Origin of the sequence: Floridaenema evergladense BLCC-F167 (assembly GCF_041929205.2) — a bacterium.
In the GTDB taxonomy this organism is placed as follows: domain Bacteria; phylum Cyanobacteriota; class Cyanobacteriia; order Cyanobacteriales; family Aerosakkonemataceae; genus Floridanema; species Floridanema evergladense.
Genome location: NZ_CM171625.1, coordinates 3,233,469 through 3,250,605, shown reverse-complemented (window position 1 = coordinate 3,250,605; position 17,137 = coordinate 3,233,469). Strand labels below are relative to the sequence as shown.

The 17,137-nt window shown below is 39.6% G+C and carries 19 protein-coding genes; 10 read left to right on the top strand and 9 right to left on the bottom strand.

Annotated elements, in window-relative coordinates; translation table 11 throughout:
- The first annotated feature begins 155 nt into the window (after nt 1-155).
- Nucleotides 156-686 (top strand): hypothetical protein, encoded by a 531-nt coding sequence (locus ACE1CA_RS15820; RefSeq protein ID WP_413280972.1) that lies wholly within the window; start codon nt 156-158, stop codon nt 684-686.
- 7 nt (nt 687-693) lie between these two features.
- Complete coding sequence (locus ACE1CA_RS15815; RefSeq protein WP_413280971.1) at nt 694-1,452, top strand: OmpA family protein; 759 nt, start codon at nt 694-696, stop codon at nt 1,450-1,452.
- Nucleotides 1,453-1,517: 65 nt separating this feature from the next.
- Here the strand turns inward: ACE1CA_RS15815 and ACE1CA_RS15810 are convergent, their stop codons facing one another.
- Together ACE1CA_RS15810 and metK are read right to left on the bottom strand one after the other, a co-directional pair.
- The gene (locus ACE1CA_RS15810; RefSeq protein ID WP_413280970.1) at nt 1,518-2,144 is read right to left on the bottom strand and encodes a restriction endonuclease subunit R; all 627 of its coding nucleotides are present in this window, start codon (nt 2,142-2,144) and stop codon (nt 1,518-1,520) included.
- A gap of 104 nt (nt 2,145-2,248) precedes the next feature.
- The gene (gene metK / locus ACE1CA_RS15805) at nt 2,249-3,511 is read right to left on the bottom strand and encodes a methionine adenosyltransferase (protein WP_413280969.1); all 1,263 of its coding nucleotides are present in this window, start codon (nt 3,509-3,511) and stop codon (nt 2,249-2,251) included.
- Nucleotides 3,512-3,802: 291 nt separating this feature from the next.
- Between metK and ACE1CA_RS15800 the strand changes: the two genes are divergently transcribed.
- From ACE1CA_RS15800 to ACE1CA_RS15775, 6 genes are all read left to right on the top strand, one after another.
- Nucleotides 3,803-4,324 carry an FHA domain-containing protein gene (locus ACE1CA_RS15800; protein WP_413280968.1) on the top strand — a complete coding sequence of 174 codons (522 nt, stop codon included), beginning with the start codon at nt 3,803-3,805 and terminating at the stop codon, nt 4,322-4,324.
- Between the two features lie 13 nt (nt 4,325-4,337).
- Nucleotides 4,338-6,311 (top strand): FHA domain-containing protein, encoded by a 1,974-nt coding sequence (locus tag ACE1CA_RS15795; protein WP_413280967.1) that lies wholly within the window; start codon nt 4,338-4,340, stop codon nt 6,309-6,311.
- A 164-nt stretch (nt 6,312-6,475) separates the two neighbouring features.
- A complete protein-coding gene (locus ACE1CA_RS15790; RefSeq protein WP_413280966.1) occupies nt 6,476-6,904 on the top strand; it encodes a hypothetical protein in 429 nt (142 codons plus the stop codon).
- A 149-nt stretch (nt 6,905-7,053) separates the two neighbouring features.
- The gene (locus ACE1CA_RS15785; protein WP_413280965.1) at nt 7,054-9,243 is read left to right on the top strand and encodes a cation:proton antiporter; all 2,190 of its coding nucleotides are present in this window, start codon (nt 7,054-7,056) and stop codon (nt 9,241-9,243) included.
- A 46-nt stretch (nt 9,244-9,289) separates the two neighbouring features.
- Nucleotides 9,290-9,787 (top strand): hypothetical protein, encoded by a 498-nt coding sequence (locus tag ACE1CA_RS15780; RefSeq protein WP_413280964.1) that lies wholly within the window; start codon nt 9,290-9,292, stop codon nt 9,785-9,787.
- Nucleotides 9,788-9,801: 14 nt separating this feature from the next.
- Nucleotides 9,802-10,668 (top strand): shikimate dehydrogenase, encoded by an 867-nt coding sequence (locus ACE1CA_RS15775; RefSeq protein WP_413280963.1) that lies wholly within the window; start codon nt 9,802-9,804, stop codon nt 10,666-10,668.
- Nucleotides 10,669-10,777: 109 nt separating this feature from the next.
- Here ACE1CA_RS15775 and ACE1CA_RS15770 read toward each other — a convergent pair whose 3' ends face one another.
- On the bottom strand, nt 10,778-11,380 hold the full coding sequence (locus tag ACE1CA_RS15770; RefSeq protein WP_413280962.1) for a hypothetical protein: 603 nt from the start codon (nt 11,378-11,380) through the stop codon (nt 10,778-10,780).
- 193 nt (nt 11,381-11,573) lie between these two features.
- On the opposite strand from ACE1CA_RS15770, the gene ACE1CA_RS15765 reads away from it, so the two are divergent.
- Nucleotides 11,574-12,005 carry a hypothetical protein gene (locus ACE1CA_RS15765; protein ID WP_413280961.1) on the top strand — a complete coding sequence of 144 codons (432 nt, stop codon included), beginning with the start codon at nt 11,574-11,576 and terminating at the stop codon, nt 12,003-12,005.
- 68 nt (nt 12,006-12,073) lie between these two features.
- On the opposite strand, the gene ACE1CA_RS15760 is transcribed toward ACE1CA_RS15765, so the two are convergent.
- The 4 genes from ACE1CA_RS15760 to upp form a co-directional block, all read right to left on the bottom strand.
- Nucleotides 12,074-12,355, bottom strand: coding sequence for a YggT family protein (locus ACE1CA_RS15760; protein WP_413280960.1), 282 nt, complete (start codon nt 12,353-12,355; stop codon nt 12,074-12,076).
- Between the two features lie 142 nt (nt 12,356-12,497).
- A complete protein-coding gene (locus ACE1CA_RS15755; protein WP_413280959.1) occupies nt 12,498-12,872 on the bottom strand; it encodes a ssl2009 family thylakoid membrane protein in 375 nt (124 codons plus the stop codon).
- An 86-nt stretch (nt 12,873-12,958) separates the two neighbouring features.
- A complete protein-coding gene (locus tag ACE1CA_RS15750; RefSeq protein ID WP_486517388.1) occupies nt 12,959-13,129 on the bottom strand; it encodes a hypothetical protein in 171 nt (56 codons plus the stop codon).
- Between the two features lie 76 nt (nt 13,130-13,205).
- A complete protein-coding gene (upp, locus tag ACE1CA_RS15745; protein WP_413280578.1) occupies nt 13,206-13,859 on the bottom strand; it encodes a uracil phosphoribosyltransferase in 654 nt (217 codons plus the stop codon).
- Between the two features lie 342 nt (nt 13,860-14,201).
- Between upp and crtH the strand changes: the two genes are divergently transcribed.
- A complete protein-coding gene (gene crtH, locus ACE1CA_RS15740; protein WP_413280579.1) occupies nt 14,202-15,740 on the top strand; it encodes a carotenoid isomerase in 1,539 nt (512 codons plus the stop codon).
- 134 nt (nt 15,741-15,874) lie between these two features.
- Here crtH and ACE1CA_RS15735 read toward each other — a convergent pair whose 3' ends face one another.
- Together ACE1CA_RS15735 and ACE1CA_RS15730 are read right to left on the bottom strand one after the other, a co-directional pair.
- Nucleotides 15,875-16,312, bottom strand: coding sequence for a hypothetical protein (locus ACE1CA_RS15735; protein WP_413280580.1), 438 nt, complete (start codon nt 16,310-16,312; stop codon nt 15,875-15,877).
- 8 nt (nt 16,313-16,320) lie between these two features.
- Nucleotides 16,321-16,947 (bottom strand): TetR/AcrR family transcriptional regulator, encoded by a 627-nt coding sequence (locus tag ACE1CA_RS15730; protein WP_413280581.1) that lies wholly within the window; start codon nt 16,945-16,947, stop codon nt 16,321-16,323.
- Nucleotides 16,948-17,137 lie beyond the last annotated feature (190 nt).

Here is a 17,137-nt window from a genome sequence, read left to right as displayed (position 1 = left end):
AACTAAAACTGTGGAGAAAATGCGATCGCCATTTTTTTAGATAAATCCTCTGTAATTTCCGCATGAAAAACCTCAGCAATTTCCGTATTTTTCAGGAATCTAAATAGTGAGAGTTAGTCATAAAATAAACAAGAAAAGCGAAATAGAATCCTATTATGAAACCTGCTATTCTACCCATATTAACCGCAATATCCCTGGCGTGCATCGCCTGTCAATCCAACCCACTGACACAGCAATCTTCTACCGCTACAACACCCGTTTCTCAAACCTCTGTTAGCACTTCTGCGCCCACTGCTAAAACTTCTTTGCCACCAACGCAAACTTATGATTTGCAAGTAAACGATAACCAAGTTGTAGCAAGATTAACTCAAATTGCCTTTACCGATGACAGCATTGTTGTCAGTATGGCATTTACTAATGTTAGTCAGGAACCAATACAGTTAAATTCTAAAGATGATTTTGTTCTCAGAGATGATACATATAAAAGTACTTACCCTTTAGCAATTCCACCAGATAATCCCAAGATTCAAATCCAACCTGGAACTACCCTTAAAGGACAATTTGTTTTCATTGGTAGAGTTTCACCCAAAGCAACTAACTTAAGTATTGCCACGAATTCTAATCAATATTTTGGCTTGAAAAATTTTCCTCTCGTAAGCTTTAGTAATATATTAATTCAAAGATAACAGAAAAATGATTAAGCTAATTAGACAGCTAAATTTGCTGTTTGCCTTATTTGTTGTAGTGGGTTTTTCCTATTTGGACTTTCGCCGGAATAATACATATTCCAAAGTTACCACATTAGAAATAGTACCTGTTGCCGCTTCCAAATTAGAAGTTGTATCTGCGACTTCCACAAGTGTAGAAACAGCAAATCAAACTACTTCTACTACTCAATTACAAACAGAAAATCAAACTGTTACTACAACAAAATTAGAAGTTGAATCTTCTAGTTCTAATTTAGAAGCAACAACTTCTCCAACTCCCACAACTAAAGTAGAAGTTGAAACACCACCACCGACAAAAATTACAGCGGCGACAGTGGAAAAGACTATGACTGAGTTAAAAGCCGAAAAAACCAAATTAGGAATTAAAATTAACCTTCCCGAACATATCTTATTTGACTTTGACAAATATCATGTTCGCGCCACAGCAAAACCCACCTTAACCAAACTAAATCAACTTTTGACTTACTACGGCAAATCAGAAATTTTAATTAACGGACATACTGATGATAAAGGCGATGACGCTTACAACGAAAAACTTTCTCGACTTAGATCCGCAGCAGTAAAGTATTATTTTATTAATGTGTTTAAAGTACCAGCAAAGCGACTACAAACTAAAGGATTGGGGGAAAGTCAACCAATAGCACCTAATAATAAAACTGATGGTTCAGATAATCCAGAAGGTAGACAGAAAAATCGTCGCGTAGAAGTAATTATCAAAACTTAACGTTTCCAAATTTTTCCAATCTAAATTGCTATTAATATTCCTACTAAGAACCAAATAGTAACAATTTATTCAGCTAATTGAACCAGGCGTTTTAATATCCGCAGCACGGAATATAAATCATTGCCACGATTGCGAATTGCTAAAAGATTTGACGTTGCATAACGCACCGGATTTCCCGGAATTAATTTAATAAAGATAAAAGTGCTACCTGTGGTTATCATGCCAAATTTAGGTCGTTCTGAATTAGGATTAGCTAACATATAAGCTAGGATTTGAGCTAATCCAGCTTCAATAGAAAAAGTGACTCTTTTGGATTCAATAATCATCAGCCAAATTTGGTCTTTTAGAACTAAGGTATCAAAATTACCTTTAACAATTACTCCTTCATACTCTGCGGTAATTTCGATGCTGGTTTCTGCTTTAATATAAAAAGGAGCTAAATAAAATTCTCCGATGAATAGAATCGGAGAGACGATAGTGATGTTAATCGGTTTTTCGAGAAACGGGGGTTTTTTAATCAGGTTAAAATAACCCGCTTTCACTTGATCTAAGAGTTGTTTTTGTAAATCCGTAATTTCTGGTAAATCCTCTAGCCATTCCCGAAAAAAGTCTTCATCTTCAACTAATTCAAGATTGAAGAGTCTTTCTAATTCTTCTAGACTAATATCTTTAGCTGAGATAGTTTGTACCATAATAAGTTTGTAAATAGCATTATTAATCTAAATGCTTGTAGAGACGTTATATATAACGTCTCTACAATATGGGTAATCAAGCGGACTATTATCCCTTTTGTGGTTTAACTTACGGGAACAGAAAGTTCTTGCTTGAGTGCTTGTTGCAACAAAGGTGCTTTATCGGTTTTTTCCCAAGGTAAGTCTAAATCTGTGCGTCCTAAATGTCCATAAGCGGCGACATCTTGATAGAAACGACCGTTTCTTTCTGCGGGTAAATTGCGTAAATTAAAAGCGGCGATGATTCCGGCTGGACGTAATTCAAAATTTTCTTTGACTAAACTTAGTAAAGTTTCATCGTCTACCTTGCCAGTTCCGAAAGTATCGATCATCATACTTACAGGACGAGCTACACCGATCGCATAACTAAGCTGCACCTCGCACTTCTCCGCCAAACCAGCAGCCACAATATTTTTCGCCACATAACGGCAAGCATAAGCAGCGCTACGGTCTACTTTTGTGGGGTCTTTACCGGAAAACGCACCGCCACCATGACGGGAATAACCGCCATAAGTATCAACAATAATTTTCCGACCAGTCAACCCAGAATCACCTTGCGGGCCACCAATCACAAATTTACCTGTAGGATTGACTAAAAAGCGAGTTTCTGCATCCGGTTTCACATCGATGTCAGCAAAAACTGGAATCACCACTTTTTCCCAGAGGTCTTCTTTGATTTTGGCTTGGACTGCGCTTTCGTCAGTAATATCGCCAATGGTAGGAGTATGCTGAGTGGAAATCAGGATGGTGTCAATACCTACGGGTTTTCCGTCTTCGTAAGCTACTGTAACTTGAGTTTTGCCATCTGGACGCAGGTAAGTCAACTCTCCAGTTTTGCGGACTGCGGCTAATCTGCGAGCAATCCGGTGCGCTAAACTAATCGGCAAGGGCATTAACTCAGGGGTTTCGTTGCAAGCAAAACCGAACATTAAACCCTGATCTCCCGCACCAATGGCATCAAAAGCATCAGAGTCATTTTGTTGGCGAGTTTCTTGGGCGGTGTTTACCCCTTGGGCGATGTCAGGGGATTGTTCGTCTAAAGCCACTAAAACGGTGCAACTATGGGCTGCAAAGCCGTTATCGGAGTCAGTGTAACCAATTTCGGCGATTTTCTTGCGGACGACATCGACGTAATTAACGTGCGCTTTGGTGGTAATTTCTCCGGTGATTAGCACTAAGCCTGTGTTAACTACCACTTCTGCGGCTACACGGCTATAAGGGTCTTCTGCGAGTAGCGTGTCTAAAATAGAATCAGAAATTTGATCGCAAATTTTATCAGGATGACCTTCGGTGACAGATTCGGAGGTGAATAGGTAGCGACGAGTCAAAGGTAGCTCCTCCTTAAGAATGTGGGCTAGTAATTACTGAACTATCTGGGCTGAATTCAACCACTGTAAACAGTCATCATAACAATATTTCTCCCTTAAGCAGACACAAGTTTTACTTAAATTTTGTAATTGGTAGAGTCATCAAGGTTTTATTGGTGAAACGATCGCACCAGCACAGGCTACACCAAGGCGATACTATGAGAAATTAGGAAGTAATTGCCATCAGGAAATTTTAGAGTCAGAAGTTGAAGTAATTTGTAGATATATTTAAGACTAAGAGAGAAGTGTGTGATGAACGAAATTATTCTGGAATGGCAAGAAGCAGGTCAAATTAGAAAAGAGGTGATTGGCGATCGACAAGTTAGTAAAAATCCTGGTACGATGCGATTAGGTCGCGACCCTCTTAAATGTGACATTGTATTAACTCATCCTACTGTTTCCGGGCTGCACGTAGAGATATTTTTTAACCAAAATTGCAATTGTTTTCAGGTACGAAACTTGCGCCAAAGTAATCCTCCAGTAGTGGATGGCAAAATTTTAATTCAAGGTGAGGCGGCTTTAAGCCAAGATAGTATTATTTGTTTAGGTCAAACAGAAATTAAAGTTGTGGCGGTGACTTTGGCTGGGAGTAGCGTTCCTCCTACTGTTTTGATGCCGCCTCAGCCAGGTAATTCGGTGAATCAAGTTTATGGTTTAAAATGTCCGAAGTGCGATCGCATTTCTCCTTTTGAACAGTTAGACTTAGGTTGTCCTTGGTGCGGTACTTCTTTAGCAGCCGCTTCCAGTGTATTAATTACTCCTAACAATAACTAATTTATCGGCAATTATGAATCCTCAATCTCTAAAAATTCGGCTAAGTTGGCAAGACCCTGTTACCGGAGAACTGCGAGAACCTTTGTTAAATCTTCCCGTTGCTTTAGGAAGAGAATTTGCCCAAATGCCTGCCGAAATTAGAGGTTTGCGTGTCTCTCGCATTGTGTTAAATACTCCGGGAATTTCTCGCTTTCATGCTTTAATCGATCTGGAAGCAAGCGGTTTAGTTGTTATTGACCAAAATACGGTTAATGGGATTTTTGTTAACGGTCAACGTCAGATGCGATCGTTATTAGTTAATGGTGATATTTTACAAATTGCTGATTATCAAATTACTGTTTCTTTTACTGCTATTCCAGCACCAGTAGTTTCTTCAGTTCCGCCCACAATTAATTTTAACCCAGATACAGATTTACCTGAGTCATTAATTATTCCCCCTGCTGTTTCTTCAGGACAAACTTTTCCGCCAAATTTCTTTCAATCACCCCAAGTAAATGTGCAAGATTTATATGCTACTGGTAATGCAGTTGATGAAGTTGATTATACAGCAGTTGGGGCAGGTTTGGGAAGCTTTGTCTGGGTAGATTTATTGCGAATTTGTGGAGTAAAAACTAATCAAATTATGGCTTTAGGTTTGGAGGGAAAACCTTATGCTCGCTATCAGCGTTTGTGCCTGAATTCCCAAATTCCTCCTCATGAAAGATTGCGTTCTAATTCTGATTCTTGTCCTGATAATATTTGGGGTTGGCCCAGTTATGCTTTAAGGGAAGTTTGGCACGATCTAACTAAGGGAAAATTGAGCGATGCTTTGGGTTATTTATGGCAGGTTTTTGCGGAACCAAGTTTTGCTCAAACTTACACGCCTCGATCGCAAAATGTGTTTGATTCTATCGATCGCGAAACCCAAAGAATTGGTTGGGATAAAATATTTTGTAATGGCAGTGTTAGGGCAATTCGCAAAACAACTGATGGGCGTTATGCGATCGCATATTCGCGCCGTCGTTCCAGCACAGCGCCCCCAGATCGCGCTTTTTTAGTCACCCAATTTGTCCATTTAGCTACAGGTTATCCTGCTATTCAATTTTTACCAGATTTGCAAGCTTACCGTCAACAAACTAGGGATTTTAAATCAGTAGTTAATGCTTATGAAGACCATCATCATGTTTACAAACACCTAGAAAATCAAGGTGGTACAGTTTTAATTCGCGGTCGAGGAATAGTTGCTTCGCGCATTGTGCAAAGGATTTATGAAGCGAGAGAACATAATAAATTGATTTCGATTTTGCATTTAATGCGATCGCCAAAACCCCAAGGTAACAAATTTGGTTTAGCTCAACGTCAAGTAGAAAATCATTACGAATTTCAACCTTTTAACTGGCCGAAAGCTTGTTGGGGTGGCGACTTAAGACAAATATTAGAAAAAGCCGATCCTGCGACCAGAAAAGAGTTATTGAAACAGTGGGGAGGGACTACGACTGCCGATCGTAAAGATTGGAAACGTATAGTTAATCAAGGATTAAAAGAAGGTTGGTATCAAATCACCTTTGGCGAAGTAGAAAAAGTAGAAAAAGATATCCATAATAAAACTGTTACTTATATTAAAGAGCAAAGTTTAAAAGGACAGATCCGCCTAGAGGCAGATTTTATTATTGACGCTACAGGATTAGATGCTCAAGTCATAGCCAGTCCTTTATTAGATGACCTAGTAAAACAGTATAATTTGCCATTACTTGACAATGGCAGGTTAGCTGTCACCAATGACTTTGAAATAGTAGAAATGCGAAATCAACGAGGTAGAATATATGCCAGTGGTGCGATAACTTTAGGTAATTCTTATGCCGCAGTTGATAGCTTTTTGGGTTTACAATATACCGCCCTTTGCGCTGTGGATAGTTTAGCCGCAATTAAAGCCCCAAAATTACATAAACTAAATGCGATTACTTCTTTAATTCAATGGTTAAAATGGGTTGCTAATCAGTCTCCTTAATCTGGGATTTTTAACCACAGATAAACACGGATGTAGACGTAACCTTTCAGGGGAGGTAGAACCTCCCAAATCCTCGTTCCCAGGTTGAACCTGGGAACGAAAAATGGAGGCTCTGCCTCTTGGAGCAAGATCTGAGTTAAGAAAAATCTAAAATTTAAAATCTCATGACTCCTACACTTTTTGGTAGATGGCAAACTCGTTTATTATTACTGGCAACAGTCGGCGTATTAGTAACTTTACCTTTTGCATTGGGAATTACTAGTCCACACTCCAGTTCTGTTTATTTTTCGGTATTGGGATATATTGCCATTTTCGGTCTTTTTTGGGATATCCTTTATAATTATTGGCAAAAATTTCGCTGGGATCGAGATTGGCCTGGAATATTTCAATTATTGGCTGGGATTTGGGAAGCAATTTTCTTAATAATAGTTATTAAATTGTTGCAATTGCCTTTACCTGGAATTCAAAACTTAGATGTAAACTTGTTTATTCGCCATTATAGTTTAGTTTGGCTAGGTGTTTATTTAGCATCTCAAAGTATGATGCGAATTATATTTCCTCGCTGGCGGTTTCGTGGCGGTCAGTGGTTGTAAAGTCTTACGAAGATAGGTTAGGAGATTTGCCAGAAGCTAATTCAAATAGATTTGATATGATACAAACGGCTCAGAAAATTTGTTGTACACTTTTTTAGTCCAATATCTGAAGTTAAACTAGGTCAAGTTTAACTGTCTTTGAGGAAATTATGCAGACAGTAGTTTTAGTTTTAATTCAAGTCCTAATTGTCATCGGACTTTCCCGACTTGTAGGTTTAGGATTTCGCTTGCTTAAGCAACCTTTGGTGATTGGAGAAATCGTCGCCGGAATCATGCTTGGGCCATCTTTATTAGGATTAGTTGCACCTGGAATCGCTGCAACTTTATTCCCAGTTGAAACTATTCCTTTCTTGAATGTTCTCTCTCAGGTAGGATTAATATTTTTCATGTTTTTAATTGGCTTAGAATTAGATCCTAAATATGTTAAAGGTAATTTAGATATTGCTATTTTAACTTCTAATGTCAGTATTTTAGTGCCTTTTTCTTTAGCTAGTTTATTATCTCTTTGGCTTTATCCGCTACTTTCTAATTCCAGTGTTTCTTTCAGTGCTTTTGCCCTATTTTTAGGGGCAGCAATGTCGATTACAGCCTTTCCGGTTTTGGCACGAATTATTACAGAAAATAATTTACAAGGTACGAGGTTAGGAACTTTAGCTTTGACTTGTGCGGCAGTTGATGATGTGACAGCTTGGTGTTTGTTGGCTTTGGCGATCGCAGTCACTCGCAGCAACAGTATGATAGAAGCTGTACCAACAATTATTGAAGCTTTAATTTACATTGCATTGATGGTAACATTGGGGCGATCGTTCCTCCAAAGACTTGCTACTCATTACGATCGCAAAAATCGCCTCAGTCAAATTGAATTAGCCGGAATTTATATGGCTGTGGTAGCTTCCGCTTTAATCACAGAATTAATCGGCATTCACCTGATTTTTGGCGCATTTTTGTTAGGCGCAATCATGCCGAAACACCCAGCTATGACTAGAGAAATAGCAGAAAAAACTGAAGATTTCGTTTTAATATTCTTATTGCCAATTTTCTTTGCTTATAGCGGATTACGTACAGAAATAGGCTTACTAAATCGAGCCGAATTATGGTTACTTTGTGCCGCAGTCGTCGCTGTTGCCATTGTGGGTAAATACGCTGGAACTTACGTAGCTGCAAGAGTTTCTGGTATTAATAAACGCGAAGCTTCGGCACTTGGTTGGTTAATGAATACTCGCGGTTTAACTGAATTAATCGTCCTCAATATTGGCTTAAGTTTAGGAGTAATTTCTCCTTTGTTATTCACCATGTTAGTAATCATGGCATTGGTGACTACATTCATGACTTCGCCGTTACTGGAATGGACTTATCCAAAACGATTAATTCAACTCGATGTTTTAGAGTCAATTGATGAACAACCAGAAGGAATTGTAGAATCTAAACCTCCTGCCAATTCTAGTTTATCAACGCAAAACTATCGAATTTTAGTACCTGTAGCTAATCCCCGAACTCAAAAAGGTTTACTACAATTGGCAGTGGCAATTGCTGGGATGAGATTAGAATCAACTGTGGTACATCCCCTCAGTTTAATTGAATTAGAAGAGGATTATTTATTCCAAAGTACTCCCTTAGAAGCTAATAGATTGATTCAAGAACGTCGGCAACGTTTAGAAGAATTAATTCAGAGTTTAGAACCTCCAGCAATTCGGCAACTGGTGCATCCAATTATTAGAATTTCGCAAGATGTAGCTAAAGAAACAGCAGAAATTGCTTTACTCGATCGCACTGATTTAATATTAGTAGGTTGGCATCGTCCAGCTTTTAGTACTAACCGTTTGGGAGGCAGAGTTGGTCAAATTCTTACTATTGCACCCGCAGATGTAGCAGTATTTGTCGATCGAGGCAAAGAAAGGTTAGAAAATTTATTAGTGCCATACTCTACTAATATTCACGATGATTTAGCTTTGGAAATTGCTTTAAGGTTACTTTTTAATCGTGATACTTGTTGTTTAACTGTCTTACAAGTGGCGGAAAATGAACTAAGTCAAAATGAATTAAGTCATGAATTTCGCAGCGTATTAGAACGTTTACCAAAGAGCATACGCGATCGCATTGACATTATTTTTGTAGACGCGATCGAACCTATCGAAGCAGTAGTAACAGCATCCGAAACTGTCGATCTCACTATTGCTGGTACTAGTCGCGCTTGGGGAATTGAACGTCAAACTTTAGGGCGCTATACTGATTTATTAGCTACAGAATGTCGTTCTTCTCTGTTAATTACTCGTCGGTATAATCAAGTAACTTCTCACCTTTCTTCCCTATTAGAACCGGAAACAATTTACGATCGATGATTCTAAATTTTTGCGGCAAATCAATTTGATTTAAAATTGGAGCAAAATGAGTTATTTAAGTGTGAAATCTTTGGCTTTTTATGGGTTGGCGATCGGTTTAGTTGTACTATTGTTTAAAGGTGTCACAACTTATGGTACAACTATAAAAGCACCTCCTGCAATTGATGGAAGTTATCGCATTACCACGCAAAATTTACCAGGATGTCTAAATGCAGAAAAATTGTTATTAATTATTCAACAGTCTGGAGTTTACTTAAATGGTTCTTTAGTCTCTATGAAGACAGAAGAAGAGTTAGCCAGATCGATAGAAGAAAAACCTTCGCTTACAGGTAAGTGGAACAATCAAAATAAAACTCAACCTTTGAGTTTAATAGGGTCATTAAATAAAATTAAAGAATGTCAGAATCAATCAATTTCAATTCGTGGAGTAGTAAATGGTAAAACTCTTAAAGGTCAAATTAAGCTGGAGACAATTCCCCAAATAGTTGGCTTTACAGCTGTAAAAGAAAACTCAGAAAAATCTCAAAAACAGTTAGGACATTAGATGATAAAATTACAATGATTACAGGTAAAACTAAACTATTAGGCGTAATAGGCGATCCGATCGAGCATTCCCTTTCCCCAGTCATGCACAATGCAGCGATCGCAGAATTACAATTAGACTACGTTTATCTACCTTTTCCCATAAAATCAGAAAATTTATCCGCAGCAATATCCGGTTTTACCGCAATTGGTTTAACAGGTTTTAATGTGACAATTCCCCACAAACAAACTATCATTCATCTATTAACAGAAGTATCACCAATTGCCAAAGAAATAGGCGCAGTTAACACAGTTTGGCGTACAGAAATAGGATGGAATGGCACAAATACAGATGTAGAAGGTTTTCTCGCACCTTTGAAAAATTACAAGCAAAATTGGCATCAAACTACAGCATTAATTTTAGGTTATGGCGGCGCAGCGAGAGCAGTAGTAGCAGGTTGTGTTCAATTAAATTGTGGCAAAATTCAAGTTTTAGGTAGAGATTCGCAAAAGTTAAAAGCTTTTCAAGATAGTTGGCATTCACAACTAGGAGTTAATTTAAGCGTTCATTCTTGGCAAGAATTACCAGATTTAATTGCAGAATCAAACTTACTGATAAATACAACTCCAGTAGGAATGTATCCTCGCGTTGATGAATCTCCTGTAAGTGCAGAATTGATGGCAAAATTGCCGGAAAAAGCGATCGCCTACGACCTAATTTACACGCCCAATCCTACCAAATTTTTGCAACTAGCTAAACAACAGGGTGCAGATGCGATCGACGGTTTAGAAATGCTAATTCAACAAGGCGCAGCAGCTTTACAAATTTGGCTAAAACAACAAGCACCAGTAGAAGTAATGCGCCAATCTTTACGCCAATATTTACAGCGCCCCTGCGACTGAAGTCGCGGGCTATACAAACAAAACCTGCCGACGCAGGTTAAAAGTCCGCGCAGGCGGACTTCGTTTGTGTAGACGCGGTTTTAACCGCCAAAACCTTTTCCAAAAACCTCTAAGAAAGCCAACGCCAATTATAACGATTCCAATCATAAATTCCTTGAATTTCGTATTCAGTACCGTTATCAAAACGGATGATACAACTACTAAAATCATCCTGCCTTTCTGCAACACTAATTACTGTGCAAGGAACCCACATTTGACTACAAGGGCCATCTTCTTGTATCCATTCCCACAAACCATTTGATACTTCAATGCGATCGCCAGCTTTCAATTTAATCTCATCTTCAAAACGCTCAAAATACTCGGCTAAATGTGCAGGTTCCACCGTGTTTAACCATTGTAAACCGTATCGATCGCGAATAAATTGCACCGATCCAGAATTAGTATTATTCAACCAATCATTTAATAACTGCATCTTCCAAGGTTGATTTAAACTTTCCTGTTCTCTCACGAACTCTAACAAAGCTAAACGTTCCTCAGCACTCAATTCATCCAGAGGATTTCCCTCTGAATTTACCATTTCCCCCGAAGTACTAGAAAGCCTCTGGGCTACTTGCAGCAAAATCTGTTTCTGCACTTCAGTTAATGGACAGTTAGCAGCATTACACTGGTCAAACGCAGCTTTTAAAGCAGCTTCGATCTCAGCCTTGGACATAGCACACTATTGAAAAATAAGACTAAATACCACACAATTCTTAAAGCATCGGAATATTGAGTGGTTGTTTTCCTGTGACAGCACAGAGCAAGGGTGATTTTTTAATTATTACAAAACTTTTCCAGAATTTAACTTAACTCGTTTGTTTACAATTCGGGATATGCTGAGGTTTAGGTAGTTCGCGGTATATTTTATGAGGTTTCCAGCCTTAAAACTTTTTCTAGTCTCTTGCTTGATGGTAATTTTGAGTTGGGCAATTACTCCACCCGCAGAAGCCCTAGTTCAAATTAAGCTAACCGACATCTCATACAAAGATTGTCCTCCAGAAATAGCAGCAGGAGCCGTTACTAGTGGTACAACAATGGCTGCTAACTGCTTTCTGATCACTGGCAAAGCCAATAACACTTCTGGTAAATATGTCTATAATGCCGATGTGTTTGGACGAATCTACGATGCTAAGGGTAATTCTGTAATGGAAAATCGCAACCGAGTTGGGCTAATTGAGGAAGTACCGCCCGGAGTTAGCAACTTTGAATTTAGAATTTCCGTAGCAGCTAATCAACCCACACCTTTACAGCTAGAAAAGTTCAAAGCGTCTGGTTTTACGGGCAAGGTGCGGCGTTAAACCTGCATGGCGATTAATAGAGAGTTCAAGAGCGTGGTTTTGTTAATTAACACGCTCTGACCAAGAGTTTAGTACAAAAATTGCGATCGCAGACCAGTCAGTAAACCAGCTGCTAACTGCAATACTAAAATCGCGATCGTCGGAGAAATAAAATCAATCCCTCCGATCGGCGGAATAAATGAACGGAAGAAATTGATGTAAGGATCGGTAAGTTGGCTGAGAATAGAAAGTGGTGGATCGTACCAGTTGAGATTCGGAAACCAACTCAACAGGAACCGAATAATCAACAGCACCATGTAAATATTGAGAAAGGTGGCAAGTGTAGTTAGCAGGAGAGCAACAGGACTCATAATTATTGTGGTTTTTCGCTAAATTTACCAGATTATCTACGTTTCAATTTAATTTAACCGATCTTGGCTGATTCCGCATCGGTTAAATAAATAGTTCTTACACAGATATCTATACTTTGGATCTTAAAGCCAAGAAACAGATTCAGGGATTGTCTGGCAGGATCGATCGCGATGGCGAATCAGTGCCAGTACGTTCCCCCTTTTCAGAAGTAACATTTCCATTCACATTGCCCAAAGAAAGCCGAACTTCATCAATTGTCTGATTCAATTGAGCAATTTTATCCTCTAAGCTACGCCTAGCCATTTCAATCCGAGGCTCAGAGGCAGATTCCATTTGACGCTTTTTACTTTTCTCAGCTTTCGCTTCTGATTGATTAGCATTTAGTGTTGGTGTTTCTGTTTCTGATGCTTGGTTACTGATTCGAGAAGCTAACAAAGCTCCCAGTACACCACCAACTACACCACCAACTACAGATCCTGCTAGAAACCCGACTGCAAAACCATCTCGCTGACTCATATCGATCTTAGATTTTAGATTTTCGATGTTAGATTTTAGATTTTCGATCGCGCACAAATTACAACTGTCTTCAGCTTACCTGTTGCTCATGATAAATGCCTACCAAGGGGACTGAGGAAGTTTTGAGTTTTGAGTTTTGAGTTAAGGAAAAAGTTGTAAGTTAAATAATTTCCCCATCTCCCCATCTCCCCATCTCCCCATCTCCCCATCTCCCCATCTCCCCATCTCCCCATCTCCCCATCTCCCCATCTCCCCATCTCCCCATCTCCCCATCTCCCCATCTCCCCATCTCCCCATCTCCCCATCTCCCCATCTCCCCATCCCCCCCTACACTCACTCAGTCCCAAAGGTGCGATCGCCTGCGTCCCCTAAACCAGGCACAATAAAACCATGTTCGTTCACTACTTCGTCTATGGTGGCAGTGTAAATATTCAATGCCGGATAAGCCACGCTGAGTTTTTGTAAGGCTGGAGGAGCCGCTACTACAGAAATAATTCTAATTAACTCAGGCTGGGCACCACGAGCCGTTAATTCTCCCATTGCTGTCATAATTGAACCCCCTGTAGCTAACATGGGTTCGCTGATTAGTATCCTAGTTTGTTCTTTAAACTGGGTTGGCAATTTATTCAAATAACAACTCGGTTCTAAAGTTTTCTCATCTCGTACTAAACCAAGGTGATAAACCGAAGCTAACGGTAACACGCTTTGCGCCCCTTCCAACAGTGCTAAACCTGCCCGTAAAATTGGCACCACCACTACGGGAACTTCTGGGTTAACGAAGGTAGCAGGACATTCAGCTAAAGGTGTTTGCACTGTGGTTTCCATTGTCGGCAACCATTCTCGCGCCGCTTCGTAAGTTAGCCATCGTCCTAATTCTGTCATGGCGCTGCGAAATAAAGGTGTTGGGGTTGTCTCGCTCCGGGCAACACCTAGCCAATGTTTAATTAATGGATGGGGCGGTACATAAACTCGTAACTGGAAAGTCATAATAATTTTGCATTTATTACCTTAGTTTTGGGGAGGAAACCTCCCTACCTGGACAGAAGCTGATTCTCAACCCTGAACAATCATAAGCTGTTTTCGCTACTTTACTAAATCTGTTGGCGATCGAGATTACATCAATTAATTGCAAATAATTTTCAATAGTATTGACATTAGTTTGCAATAAGTTTATATTAGCGTTTAAGTGTTCTCCTCTCTCGTGTTCTCCTCTTTGAGGTACGGCAGACGGGCTCAGTCAGCAGTAGCAGATAGAGTCCGTATTTTTTTTGGTAGCAATAACGTTAGACTCTAATACGTTAATCAATAGGTTTCTGGATTACTAACCCCATGCCTTCGGTGAAAAAATCCCTAAATTTGGCTGCAAATGGTAACTTAATGGAATTGGATGCGATCGTAATTGGTTCTGGTATTGGCGGGTTGGTGACAGCAACTCAGCTAGCGGCTAAGGGCGCTAAAGTACTAGTACTAGAGCGCTACCTGATTCCTGGTGGTAGCGCTGGCTACTTTGAAAGAGAAGGTTACAGATTTGATGTTGGTGCATCGATGATCTTTGGCTTTGGTGACAAAGGCACCACCAATCTCCTAACTCGCGCTTTGCAAGCAGTAAACGTCAACTTGGAAACAATTCCCGATCCCGTGCAGATTCATTACCACTTACCAGAGGATTTAAATATTAGAGTACACCGCGATTATGAGAAATTTTTGCAAGAACTAATAGAACATTTTCCGCAAGAACGGCACGGTATTCGTCAGTTTTATGACGAGTGTTGGCAGGTTTTTAATTGTTTGAATGCAATGGATTTGCTATCGCTAGAAGAACCCAGGTATTTGACGCGAGTGTTTTTCCAGCATCCAATGGCTTGTTTAGGGTTGGTGAAGTACTTACCCTTGAATGCTGGTGATATTGCCCGCAAGTACATTACAGACCCGACTTTGCTAAAGTTTATTGATATTGAGTGCTATTGTTGGTCGGTTGTCCCGGCAGACATGACACCGATGATTAATGCTGGGATGGTGTTTTCCGATCGCCATTATGGAGGTATTAACTATCCCAAAGGCGGAGTTGGTCAAATTGCCTTAAAACTGGTGGAAGGTTTGGAAAAAGCTGGTGGTGAAATTAAGTACAAAGCCAGAGTAACCAAGATTATCAGGGAAGATGGCAATGCTGTAGGTGTGAAATTAGCTACAGGGGAAGAATTTCGGGCAAAACGGATTATTTCTAACGCGACTCGCTGGGATACTTTTGAGCAATTATTACCTGTGGAGGAAATGCCCCAAACTGAGAAAAAATGGCAACAACGATATCAAAAATCTCCGAGTTTTTTAAGTTTACACTTGGGCGTAGAAGCAGATGTTTTACCTTTTGGTACGGAATGCCATCATATTGTTTTGGAAGATTGGCAAAAAATGGAATTACCAGAAGGCACAATTTTTGTTTCTATTCCCACATTACTCGACCCCAGTTTAGCACCGGAAGGTTATCACATTCTGCACGTTTTCACGCCGAGTTGGTTTGAAGATTGGCAGGGAATTTCTGAGAATGAATATGAAGAGAAAAAGGAAGAAGCAGCTGGCAGAATAATTGAACGTTTAGAAAAGATTTTTCCTGGTTTAGACGCTGGTTTAGATTATATGGAAGTAGGAACTCCCCGCAGTCATCGCCGCTTTTTGGGTCGAGATGATGGTACTTATGGCCCGATTCCCCGACGCAAGTTAGCGGGATTATTAGGAATGCCTTTTAATCGCACTGCTATTCCTGGTTTGTATTGTGTAGGAGATAGTACTTTTCCCGGTCAAGGTTTAAATGCGGTGGCTTTTTCCGGTTTCGCCTGTGCTCATCGCGTGGCTGTAGATTTGGGACTGTAAGAAAGTTTTAAGTTTTGAGTTATGAGTTTTGAATTAGATTTAAGAGTCATAACACAGAGGGACAAGGGAAAGTTTTTTAACCTAAAACTGTATTCTTAACTTAAAACTCAAAACTTAAAACTCAAAACTCCCTTCTACCTTGCGGGAAAGATGCTTCCAAATAAGGGTAAATAAGCTCTTAGGGATTGTTTGTGTCTGGCTCTTACATCTGTGTCTAGGGAGCGTTCTAAGGCTTGAGCATTTGCGGTTCCTTGGGGTGTTTTTTCGGACATGATGACTAAGGCTTGGGCTAAACGAATGGCAGCTTCATTTTTGTCGCCTTTGGCAATAGCTTCGTCGGCTAATTTAATCGCTACGCTTTCGTCTGTTACTCCTGAAGGACGGCGTATAATACCGCTGGCTATTGCTTGTTCATATTTTTGTCTGTAGGGGGTGCAAGTTTGGGGGGGGCAGCGTCTTGTTTGTTTGGTGAAGTGTTTGCTATTGGTTTGTGCGGTGGTTGTTTGGGGGAAAGTGGTGCAAGTTGCGATCGCAGCCAGGATAACTGTTATTTTGATGAGAATTGTTAGCATACTCTTTTCTATTCTGTTAAATTTCCAGCAGCAGTTTCTCCTAAAATACAACGAATTAAGCTTTTAATTAAACGCTCTTTTTCCATTGGCATTGTATGTTTTCCTTGTAATACTTCTTGAGATAGGATAAATCCGACAATTGTTCCTATAAAAATGCGGGTTGTTGCTTCTGGATCGGAGATGTTTAGTTCAGGATGAGACTGGAAGTAAGCACTCAAATTGCGATAACCATATTGCACAACGGTATTACTATAAAGTTCGGCTAATTCGGGAAATCTTCCTGATTCTGCAATTACTAATCTAATCAAAGCAATATACTCTGGATCTTCCATTCGCTGTAGTATAGTGTTTGCCAGTCTAATTAACACCGTCACAGGTTCCCCTTGAAACAATTCTGATTCTGTTTGGTATTCTGCTCGCAAGCGCCGAATTGTAACTCGATCTATTAATGCTCTAAACAGTCCTTCTTTGTCTTGAAAGTGACTGTAAATTGTTTGCTTGGATACACCCGCTTCAGCTGCTACTCGATCCATGCTAGTTGCAGCGTATCCATGATGTAAAAAAATTCTCATGGCTCCTTGTAAAATTTGCTCCCGCTTGTTATTTATTGCTAAGGTTGCTCTTTTTTCATTCATTGATTTTCTCAGTCTAAAGTTATAGTTAGTAGATTTTTTGTAAATTTTTGTAAGTTTTTTTTGCTCGAGCATACTGCAAGGTATACTATAACAAATATGTAATCATACTAGACAGTCTAGTTTAGAAAAGATTAGTTTAGTTAGTAAGCGGTAGCAATTGAAGATTCTGCTTGATAAAACCTGATAATTT

What these genes read in the sequence shown, in the direction of transcription:
- ACE1CA_RS15820 (WP_413280972.1), top strand. Translation starts at nt 156, where the DNA reads ATGAAACCTGCTATTCTACCCATATTAACCGCAATATCCCTGGCGTGC.
- ACE1CA_RS15815 (WP_413280971.1), top strand. Translation starts at nt 694, where the DNA reads ATGATTAAGCTAATTAGACAGCTAAATTTGCTGTTTGCCTTATTTGTT.
- ACE1CA_RS15810 (WP_413280970.1), bottom strand. Translation starts at nt 2,144, where the DNA reads ATGGTACAAACTATCTCAGCTAAAGATATTAGTCTAGAAGAATTAGAA.
- ACE1CA_RS15800 (WP_413280968.1), top strand. Translation starts at nt 3,803, where the DNA reads ATGAACGAAATTATTCTGGAATGGCAAGAAGCAGGTCAAATTAGAAAA.
- ACE1CA_RS15795 (WP_413280967.1), top strand. Translation starts at nt 4,338, where the DNA reads ATGAATCCTCAATCTCTAAAAATTCGGCTAAGTTGGCAAGACCCTGTT.
- ACE1CA_RS15790 (WP_413280966.1), top strand. Translation starts at nt 6,476, where the DNA reads ATGACTCCTACACTTTTTGGTAGATGGCAAACTCGTTTATTATTACTG.
- ACE1CA_RS15785 (WP_413280965.1), top strand. Translation starts at nt 7,054, where the DNA reads ATGCAGACAGTAGTTTTAGTTTTAATTCAAGTCCTAATTGTCATCGGA.
- ACE1CA_RS15780 (WP_413280964.1), top strand. Translation starts at nt 9,290, where the DNA reads ATGAGTTATTTAAGTGTGAAATCTTTGGCTTTTTATGGGTTGGCGATC.
- ACE1CA_RS15775 (WP_413280963.1), top strand. Translation starts at nt 9,802, where the DNA reads ATGATTACAGGTAAAACTAAACTATTAGGCGTAATAGGCGATCCGATC.
- ACE1CA_RS15770 (WP_413280962.1), bottom strand. Translation starts at nt 11,380, where the DNA reads ATGTCCAAGGCTGAGATCGAAGCTGCTTTAAAAGCTGCGTTTGACCAG.
- ACE1CA_RS15765 (WP_413280961.1), top strand. Translation starts at nt 11,574, where the DNA reads ATGAGGTTTCCAGCCTTAAAACTTTTTCTAGTCTCTTGCTTGATGGTA.
- ACE1CA_RS15760 (WP_413280960.1), bottom strand. Translation starts at nt 12,355, where the DNA reads ATGAGTCCTGTTGCTCTCCTGCTAACTACACTTGCCACCTTTCTCAAT.
- ACE1CA_RS15755 (WP_413280959.1), bottom strand. Translation starts at nt 12,872, where the DNA reads ATGAGTCAGCGAGATGGTTTTGCAGTCGGGTTTCTAGCAGGATCTGTA.
- ACE1CA_RS15750 (WP_486517388.1), bottom strand. Translation starts at nt 13,129, where the DNA reads ATGGGGAGATGGGGAGATGGGGAGATGGGGAGATGGGGAGATGGGGAG.
- upp (WP_413280578.1), bottom strand. Translation starts at nt 13,859, where the DNA reads ATGACTTTCCAGTTACGAGTTTATGTACCGCCCCATCCATTAATTAAA.
- crtH (WP_413280579.1), top strand. Translation starts at nt 14,202, where the DNA reads ATGCCTTCGGTGAAAAAATCCCTAAATTTGGCTGCAAATGGTAACTTA.
- ACE1CA_RS15735 (WP_413280580.1), bottom strand. Translation starts at nt 16,312, where the DNA reads ATGCTAACAATTCTCATCAAAATAACAGTTATCCTGGCTGCGATCGCA.
- ACE1CA_RS15730 (WP_413280581.1), bottom strand. Translation starts at nt 16,947, where the DNA reads ATGAATGAAAAAAGAGCAACCTTAGCAATAAATAACAAGCGGGAGCAA.